Annotated in this window: 6 protein-coding genes; 3 read left to right on the top strand and 3 right to left on the bottom strand. The window is 30.0% G+C overall.

The window, feature by feature from the left end; genetic code table 11:
• The 3 genes from ACFWTK_RS09975 to clpB all read left to right on the top strand — a co-directional run.
• The coding region (locus tag ACFWTK_RS09975; RefSeq protein WP_415875867.1) for a tetratricopeptide repeat protein at positions 1 to 800 on the top strand (800 nt) is incomplete at its 5' end.
• Between the two features lie 24 nt (positions 801 to 824).
• Complete coding sequence (locus ACFWTK_RS09970; RefSeq protein ID WP_415875866.1) at positions 825 to 2,081, top strand: transcriptional regulator; 1,257 nt, start codon at positions 825 to 827, stop codon at positions 2,079 to 2,081.
• 201 nt (positions 2,082 to 2,282) lie between these two features.
• The gene (clpB, locus tag ACFWTK_RS09965; RefSeq protein ID WP_415875865.1) at positions 2,283 to 4,880 is read left to right on the top strand and encodes an ATP-dependent chaperone ClpB; all 2,598 of its coding nucleotides are present in this window, start codon (positions 2,283 to 2,285) and stop codon (positions 4,878 to 4,880) included.
• Positions 4,881 to 5,069: 189 nt separating this feature from the next.
• Here the strand turns inward: clpB and ACFWTK_RS09960 are convergent, their stop codons facing one another.
• The 3 genes from ACFWTK_RS09960 to ACFWTK_RS09950 all read right to left on the bottom strand — a co-directional run bounded on the left by ACFWTK_RS09960 (position 5,070) and on the right by ACFWTK_RS09950 (position 8,720).
• Positions 5,070 to 5,795, bottom strand: coding sequence for a type 1 glutamine amidotransferase (locus ACFWTK_RS09960; protein ID WP_415875864.1), 726 nt, complete (start codon positions 5,793 to 5,795; stop codon positions 5,070 to 5,072).
• Between the two features lie 40 nt (positions 5,796 to 5,835).
• Positions 5,836 to 7,140, bottom strand: a complete 1,305-nt coding sequence (locus ACFWTK_RS09955; protein ID WP_415875863.1) for a MurT ligase domain-containing protein — start codon at positions 7,138 to 7,140, stop codon at positions 5,836 to 5,838.
• Positions 7,141 to 7,472: 332 nt separating this feature from the next.
• A complete protein-coding gene (locus ACFWTK_RS09950) occupies positions 7,473 to 8,720 on the bottom strand; it encodes a CapA family protein (protein WP_415875862.1) in 1,248 nt (415 codons plus the stop codon).
• Between the last annotated feature and the right edge of the window lie 146 nt (positions 8,721 to 8,866).

Below are 8,866 nucleotides of genomic sequence, written 5' to 3'. Positions count from 1 at the left end.
AAATGCAGGCTTATTATTCAGCTTGTAGCTATTTTCATCAATCAGAGAAGGTTTATGATGACAGCAATTTGGAAAATGACTTTTTAATAGGACAAATTTACTACTATATAGCATTTACATATTACAAATTAGAAGATTTAGATAAAGCAATTAATTATTCATATTTATCTAACAGTAAATTCAAAAAGGTGAATGATAAAAAAGAATATGCAAAATCACTCATGCTTCTTTCAAAAGAGTTTAGTAAAAAAGGGGATATAGATAATGCAATAAAATACTCAAATAAGACTCTGAAGTTGTTTAAGGAAATTGACGATTGCAAGTACGTAGCTCACATTGAAAACAATCTAGGAAAGCTTTTTTCAGAGTTTGATAATATTGAAGAGTCTTTTATTCACCTAAATAAAGCTAAGAATCTGAGGAAAAAGTTTAGAGATGAAGAGTATATAGAAATCCTTGTAAACATTTGTAAGAACTACATTAAGCTAAAGGATGTTGAAAAAGCTAAAGGAGTATTGCAAGAAATATTAGAGGAAAAGGATAATGGAAACGATTTAACTATGTATAAGTACTACTTGCTGCAGTATAGAATAAATATGCTAGAGGGAAGTATTGATGAGGCAGAAAATACCTTGCTGACGGCATTAGAATATACAAAGCTTGTTCAGTTACAGGATGAATATGCAGAGGTATCGATTCTCATAGGTAAATTTTATGTGGATAATGATAAGGATAAAAAGGCAGCTAAATATCTAAATGCAGGTGTTGAGGCATTTAAAAAATTAGGCATACTGAAATAGTGTGATAATTGGATGGGTGATTGTATGGAAGTTCTTTCAGTTGGAGAAAAGATAAAAAGAGCCAGAATTTATAAGGGGTATACACTAAAGGACATTTGCGGTAGTAAGATTTCTGTATCAAAATTAAGTTGTATTGAAAATGGAAAGATAGCTCCAGAGGAATGGATTTTAGATTATATAGCTTCTAAATTGGAATTAAATCCTAGCTATTTAAAGCTTGGGATTGAGGAGCAGATTAATGAAAACTTAAAAGAATTAATGATGAACTCTAAGTGTGATGATTACGAAGAAAAGCTTAAATATAATCTAAGTTTGGCTCAGAAATATAGTTATTATGGTTTAGCATTTTATGTTATGCATTTAATATTTGAATATCTGATAGATAACAATGAGTTAATGAAGACTCAAGAATTATTAGGAACATATTATGATTTGTGCAATAATTCTGCCAGTAGTAATAGGATGATTTATTATATAGATGTAGCAAAGTTTTTCTTTAAGAATGGTGAAATTGTTCAAGCATCTAACTATTTTGAAAATGTGAGAAAAACCTTGGATGAAGAAAAAAGCAAAGATTATAGTATGTATGTTGAAAGCGTATATGGTGAGGCAAGATGTAAAATAATTCTTAAGAATTATGAAGAGGCATATAATGTAGCGATAAAGCTAAAGAAATTATTTAAATGTATGGAAGATGATTTGACAAAGGCTAAGATATATCATATGATGGCTATTTTATCCCTAAGAATGGATAATGGAGAGTTTGAAGAATATGAGCTTAAGTCCTATAAAATATATGATTATAGGAATGATTATAAATGTGAGGACATGCTGGATTATGCTTCGACTATGTTTGAAATGAATGAAAGGGATAGGGCTATTGAATATATAAATAAATCATTGGATATGTATCCAGCGGATGATAAAGAAAAACAGGTAAGATTTATGCTTCTATGTATAGAAGAGCTTATTAATAACGGAGCTTTAAGGGAATCAGAAAATTTAATAGAAAAAGCCATAGATTATTCTATTGATTTGAATAATATAAAATTTATTGAAAAATCCTATTATTTAAAATCTAAAATTCTTGAGGATAATGGTGATTATACATCGGCTGAAATGTATATGAATTTATCTTTAGATGCTCTTGCTAAGTTTGGGACCAATAAAGAAATTTATGATAGGTATATGGAGATGGGTAAAATGTATTTTGATATGAACTATCTTAAGGAAGCTTTAAAATATTTTACCATAGCCATTAAAATGCAAAAAAAGTTATAAAAATCTAATTAAGCTTTTGCTTAATTAGATTTTTTTAAAATACCGGGGACGGTTCTCAAATTTTTAGCATAAAAATTTGAGAACCGTCCCTTGTTTAAGAGTTATAATATGGTATGTAGATAATATCTATTGATGAAAATACAAATAATACTATTTAGTTAAATATGAAATATAAAAATATATAAAGAAAGGATGAGAGCTATGGATTATGAAAAAATGACTACCAAGGTGCAGCAGGCTCTAAGTGAATCTCAAAAAATAGCCATAAAATATAATCATCAGCAAATAGATATAATACATTTGTTTATGGCTTTAATTTCTCAAGAAGATGGGATCATACCTAATATATTCAGCAGAATTGGTGTAGATGTTAAACTTTTAAAACAAGCTACACATAAAGAATTAGATAAAATGCCTAAGGTTTTAGGAGAAGGGGCAAGTACATCAGCAATTTATGTAGTTAGAAGAGTGGAAGAAGTATTTGTAAAGGCTGAAGAGTATGCTAGTAAATTTAAAGATTCGTATATAAGTGTTGAGCATGTTATCCTTGCGATTATGGATATTGATCATAAAGGAATAGTAGGTAGTCTATTGTCAGATTTTAATATAGATAAGAATAAATTTTTAGCTGTATTATCACAGGTAAGAGGAAATCAGAGGGTTGATACTCAAGATCCTGAAGGAACTTATGATGCATTAAAAAAGTATGGAAGAAACTTGGTGGAAGAGGCTAAAAAACATAAGTTAGATCCTGTTATTGGAAGAGATGAAGAGATTAGAAGAGTGGTTAGAATTTTATCTAGAAGGACTAAAAATAATCCAGTTTTGATTGGAGAACCTGGGGTAGGTAAGACTGCTATAGTTGAAGGACTAGCTGAAAGAATAGTTAGAGGGGACGTTCCAGAAGGACTTAAAGACAAAATAATATTTTCTTTAGATATGGGATCGTTGATTGCTGGTGCTAAATATAGAGGAGAATTTGAGGAAAGATTGAAGGCAGTTCTAAAAGAAGTTGAAAGCAGTGAAGGAAAAATAATATTGTTCATAGATGAAATTCATACAATTGTAGGTGCTGGCAAGACAGAGGGCGCTATGGACGCTGGAAACTTGATAAAACCAATGCTTGCTAGAGGAGAACTTCACTGTATAGGAGCTACAACTTTTGATGAATATAGAAAATATATAGAGAAGGACAAAGCTCTGGAAAGAAGATTTCAACCAGTTACCGTAGAAGAGCCTACAGTTGAAGATAGCATTTCAATTCTTAGAGGATTGAAGGAAAGATTTGAAATACATCATGGAATTAGAATACATGATTCTGCTATAGTGGCTGCAGCTAAGTTATCTGATAGATATATTACAGACAGGTTTTTGCCAGATAAAGCTATAGATTTAATTGATGAAGCTGGAGCTATGGTAAGAACAGAAATTGATAGTCTTCCAACAGAATTAGATGAGGTAAGACGAAGGGTTTTTCAATTAGAAATAGAGAAGGAAGCTTTATCTAAAGAAAAGGATAAGGCATCTCAAGAAAGACTAAAATTTCTTGAAAGAGAGCTCAGCGATTTGAAAGAAAAAGATAAAGAGATGACTGCTAAATATGAAAATGAGAAAGAAAATATTTCTTCTATCATGGATTTAAAAAGCAAATTAGATGAGGCAAGGGGAGAGCTTGAAAAGGCTGAAAGAGAATATGATTTAAATAAAGTTGCAGAATTAAAGTATGGCGTGATTCCTAATTTAGAAAGAAATATTAAGGAAAAGGAAGAAATTTTAAAAGAAAGCGGAGAAAATGCACTTTTAAAAGAAGAGATTACTGAAAATGAAATATCTGAAATAATATCTAAGTGGACTAGAATACCAGTGTCAAGACTTTTAGAAGGAGAAAGAGAAAAGCTTTTAAGATTAGAAGATGAGCTTCATAAAAGGGTAATAGGACAGGAAGAGGCTGTTACTTCTACTGCTAATGCGGTATTAAGGGCGAGAGCAGGGTTAAAGGATATAAATAGACCAATAGGTTCCTTTATATTTTTAGGACCAACAGGAGTTGGAAAAACTGAACTTGCAAAGACATTAGCAAGAACTTTATTTGACAGCGAAGAAAATATAATAAGAATAGATATGTCTGAGTATATGGAAAAACATGCTGTTTCTAGGCTTATAGGAGCTCCTCCTGGATATGTTGGATATGAGGAAGGCGGTCAGTTAACTGAGGCTGTGCGAAGAAACCCATATAGTGTAGTTTTATTTGATGAGATTGAAAAAGCCCATGATGATGTATTTAATATTTTTCTTCAGATACTTGATGATGGCAGACTAACGGACAATAAAGGAAAAACAATAGATTTTAAAAATTGCATAATTATTATGACCTCCAATATAGGAAGTGAATATTTATTAGAAAATAAAAGCTCTCAAGGTATTGATGAAGATGTAAGAGAAAAAGTAATGAGTGCAATGAAAAGGAGGTTTAAACCAGAATTTTTAAATAGATTAGATGATATTATAATGTTTAAGCCTCTTATGGAAGAAGAAATAGAGAAGATAATAGATATATTTATGGAAGATATAAAAAATAGATTAAAAGAAAAGAATATTTCTCTTGAAGTTTCTAAGGAAGCAAAGAGACTTATAGCTAAGGAAGGATATGATCCAGTATATGGAGCACGTCCACTAAAGAGATATATTTCGAAAGTTTTAGAAACGAATATAGCTAAAATGATAATTAAAGGTGAGGTTTATAGTGGATTAACTATAAAGGTAATATCAGAAAATAATGAGATAAAGTTTGTGGTATAAAGACATGGCAGACCGGGGACGGTTCTCAAATTTTTATGCTAAAAATTTGAGAACCGTCCCCGATCTGATAAATAAAAAATCTGCAGTCCCTAAAAAAACAAAAATTTGTTTCTTAAGAAGTGCAGATTTTTAAATTCTAATTTCAATTTTTTAGTGTGTAGGATTGCTTATTTGACTTTACTGATAAGTTTACTGAGCTACCTCGCGCTTTATTATAAATTCTTTTGCTTTTAATTCATAGGTATCGTCTAGAGGAGGAAGTACGAATTTGCCATATTTATGTTCTAAAGCAAGAGAAAGCAACCTATCAGCAAGCTCAGGATTTTTTGAAAGCAATGATCCGTGAAAGTAAGTACAAAATGTATTTTTGTATATACAACCTTCATAACCATCCTCACCGTTGTTGCCATATCCGGCTAGAACCTTGCCAAGGGGCTTTAGAGAGCCTATATAGGTTTTCCCAGAATGATTCTCGAATCCTACATAAGTTTCGTTAAAATCCTTGTTATAAATTACTGTATTTCCAATAAATCTTTTTTCTCCAGGTTTTGTATATATATCCAGAGCGTTGAGTCCCTCGATCTTTTCACCATAAGGTGTTACATAATATTTACCAAGTAATTGATATCCGCCGCATATAGATAAAAACACTTTGTTATTTTCTATGTAGTCAATTATATCACTACCCTTGGTTTTCTTTAAATCCGAAGACACTATGGATTGCTCATAATCTTGGCCACCGCCAAAAAATACTATATCATATTTTTCAGGATTAAACTTATCATTTATAGAGATATTAAATACATTGGTTTTAATGCCTCGATTTTCAGCTCTATATTTTAAGATTAATATATTTCCTATATCGCCATATACGTTAAGTAAATCAGGATACATATGGCATATGTTAAGCTCCATGAAATCACCTCCATGTCAATCAAGCTTAAATTGGCAAAGTTTACCAGAGTTTTTTTATATATCCTTTGCTGTTCAAAAACTTTCTAAAACTAGTCATAGCTGTATATGTAGCCAAAAGATATATAATTGGTTCTTTACAATTTTCTATGTTGTCTAATAGAGCATCATAATCGTCACATATGCAAAATAAATCCTCGTTAAAGCCGGCTACTTTTAGTCGAATGCCCATATCGTATAATCGTATACCAGATACCATAACGTTACTAACTGTATTGCTGTCTAAGTTTTCAAAACCTACATCCCAAATCCAGGAAACATCTCTTCCATCTGCAAAGTTATCATTTAAAAGAAGGGCAAGACCTTTATTTCCTTTGTCTAAGTTTATTGAGTTTAAGGCTTCATCAAATCCGGCAGGATTTTTTACAAGTATTATCTTTACATTTTTATTGTTTATTTTTATAACTTCCTGGCGCCCAAAGCTGCTGTTTAGTGTTTTTAAACTTTCATAAATAATAGATTCATCTATTCCAAGAAGCTTTGAGGAGGAAAAAGCACATAAGGCATTGTAAATGTTGTAAGTGCCGCATTGATTTATATAGTACTGTTTATTATTAATCTCTACTATAGATTTATCTGGAGATAAATCTATGATTTTATCAATACTGTAGGTCAATTTAGGTCTTTTATATCCACAATTAGGACAATAAAAATCACCAAGATGATCATAAATTATAAAATTGTATTCATAAGGGTGTTTGCATATTTTGCAGAACTTAGCATCTGCATTTATAGAAAGTTTATTATTTTCATTAACAGGTGTATTAAAGCCATAATATAAAATTTTATTGGGTAAATTTAAAGCACCAAGTAAGGATTCATCACCATTTAGTACCAAAATAGAGTCAGGCGATTTTCTAATTCCTTCTAAAATTTTATCTAAAGTAGAATAAACTTCACCATACCTATCTAATTGATCTCTAAAAAGATTAGTAATTATTATTATTTCTGGATGAATATAATCTGTAACATATTTAACATTAGCTTCATCAACTTCTATAACTGCGTACCTTTGTTTATTTCTATTAGTGAATTTATAATTTTTCAAAAAACATGATATTATGCCTGTATACATATTTGCACCAGTTTCGTTAGTTATAGCGTCTTTACCACTATTTTTTATAATAGAATAAATCATATTTGTAGTAGTAGTTTTACCGTTTGTTCCGGTAATTAAAATAACCTTAAAATTCTTGGATATTTTCCCCAAGATGTCTTTATCAAATTTTAAAGCTACTTTTCCAGGAAAATTTGTTCCACCTTTATATAATATTTGAGAAAGATTCATAACAGCTTTTGAAAAAACAATTCCTAAAAATGTTCTGATATTAATTTGTCAGCACCTCCATCCTATTAAAGAATTATGTACCAGTATATAAAAATTATACTAATGACCATTAATAAAATTTTATCACGTATGAAATTAAATGGAAATATTTTACTGAAAATTGGATTTCTTTTTAAAAATAGATTTTTCACGGTATTTTAGTGCTAAAAAACAAAAAAGCCATATGTTCTCAAGAAAATACAGGAGAAATTTGGCTTTTTATAAAAATATATGACATTAAGTTTTTTGAATAAATTACGAAGCAAATGAATAAGAAATTTAAATTGAGTTCTTTATTTTAAGTTAACACTGTGAAAGTTTTCATTAAGCTCAAAACCTAAATTAGGGGAAAGCTTATTTAAATTGTTTAGAATAGAAGCTTTACTATCACCTTTTGCAGGGGTTGGACAATAGTCATTTATATAGTCAACAGATGAAATTTTAGCAGGAATCACTTTTAAATCATAGGATTCTAGTAAGTTGTTTCTAAATTTAAACTTTATTTGAGGTATTATAGTGTTTTTATCCTTCGGGTTTTTATTTCCTCCGAAAGCGAAATTACCTAAGCTATAGAATATCAATTTATTTTTGTACTGTTCTATTCCTTGAATAACATGAGGATGATGGCCAATTATTAAATCAGCTCCATTATCAATGGCGTAATGAGCAATACGTTTTTGAACAGAATTGTGTTCATAATTGCCTTCCTCTCCCCAATGAAAATTAATTACTACTACGCAATTTTGAGTTTTCAATGTTTTTATATCATTTTTAACTTTTTCAAGTAATTCCTTGCTATCATAGAAGCCTTTATAACCTAAAAATCCAAATTTAATTCCTTTAATCTCTTTAATCCAAGTGTTACCTTCCCCAAAGTAATTAATACCTTCTGAATCTAATGCAGCTATTGTATCTTTAAATCCCTCATCAAGATAATCTTTAATATGATTATTAGAAAGATTAACCCCTTCTATGTTTCCGGCAGTTAAAATCTTTGCATATTCAGGAGGAGCTTTGAAGGCAAACTGTTTTTCAGCTTTAGATTTAGAGTTAGTAAAAGGACCTTCTAAATTAGCTATGGTTATATCATCATTTTTAAAAATATGAGATACATTTTTAAAGATATAAGAATAATCATAATTATTTTTCTTCAAAACGTAAGGAAGAGACCCTTCAAAAGAAAATTTGTCATCACGACCAAGTGTACAATCTCCCACAGCAGTCAAAACCACTTCAACTGAATCATTCTGATGTAGTTGGCTAACCTCTTGGCCAGGCTGGTCAAGCTGGGACGGTTCTCTAGAATTTGAAGTTTTATCTTCAGTATTACTAGTTTTGGATTGGATATTATTTGAAGAATTATTATTGCTAGCATCCTTAGAGACTATTTTTGTCATTGTTTTTTTGTTTGAAGTATCTGCTGAAGAAAATAAGGTTAATTTGAGAACCGTCCCCAGCATACCCAAAGCTATGATGCAAAGAACGAGAGATATTTTTCTGTATTGTTTTTGGCTTAATCTTTTATATTTTCTTTTTTTCATAAATAAAACCTCCTATTAAGCAATATTTTATATTATTGTAAACTTAATGTCTATTTTTTAAATTTAATATACAATTTATAGACAAAAAGTTAACAAATATACAAAAGCTTAAAGATATTTGAAGAAATTAATTGTTAATGGAATTT

This window comes from Clostridium sp. (assembly GCF_047777555.1).
Classification (GTDB): domain Bacteria; phylum Bacillota; class Clostridia; order Clostridiales; family Clostridiaceae; genus Clostridium_H.
This window is presented reverse-complemented; position numbering and strand designations above follow the sequence as displayed.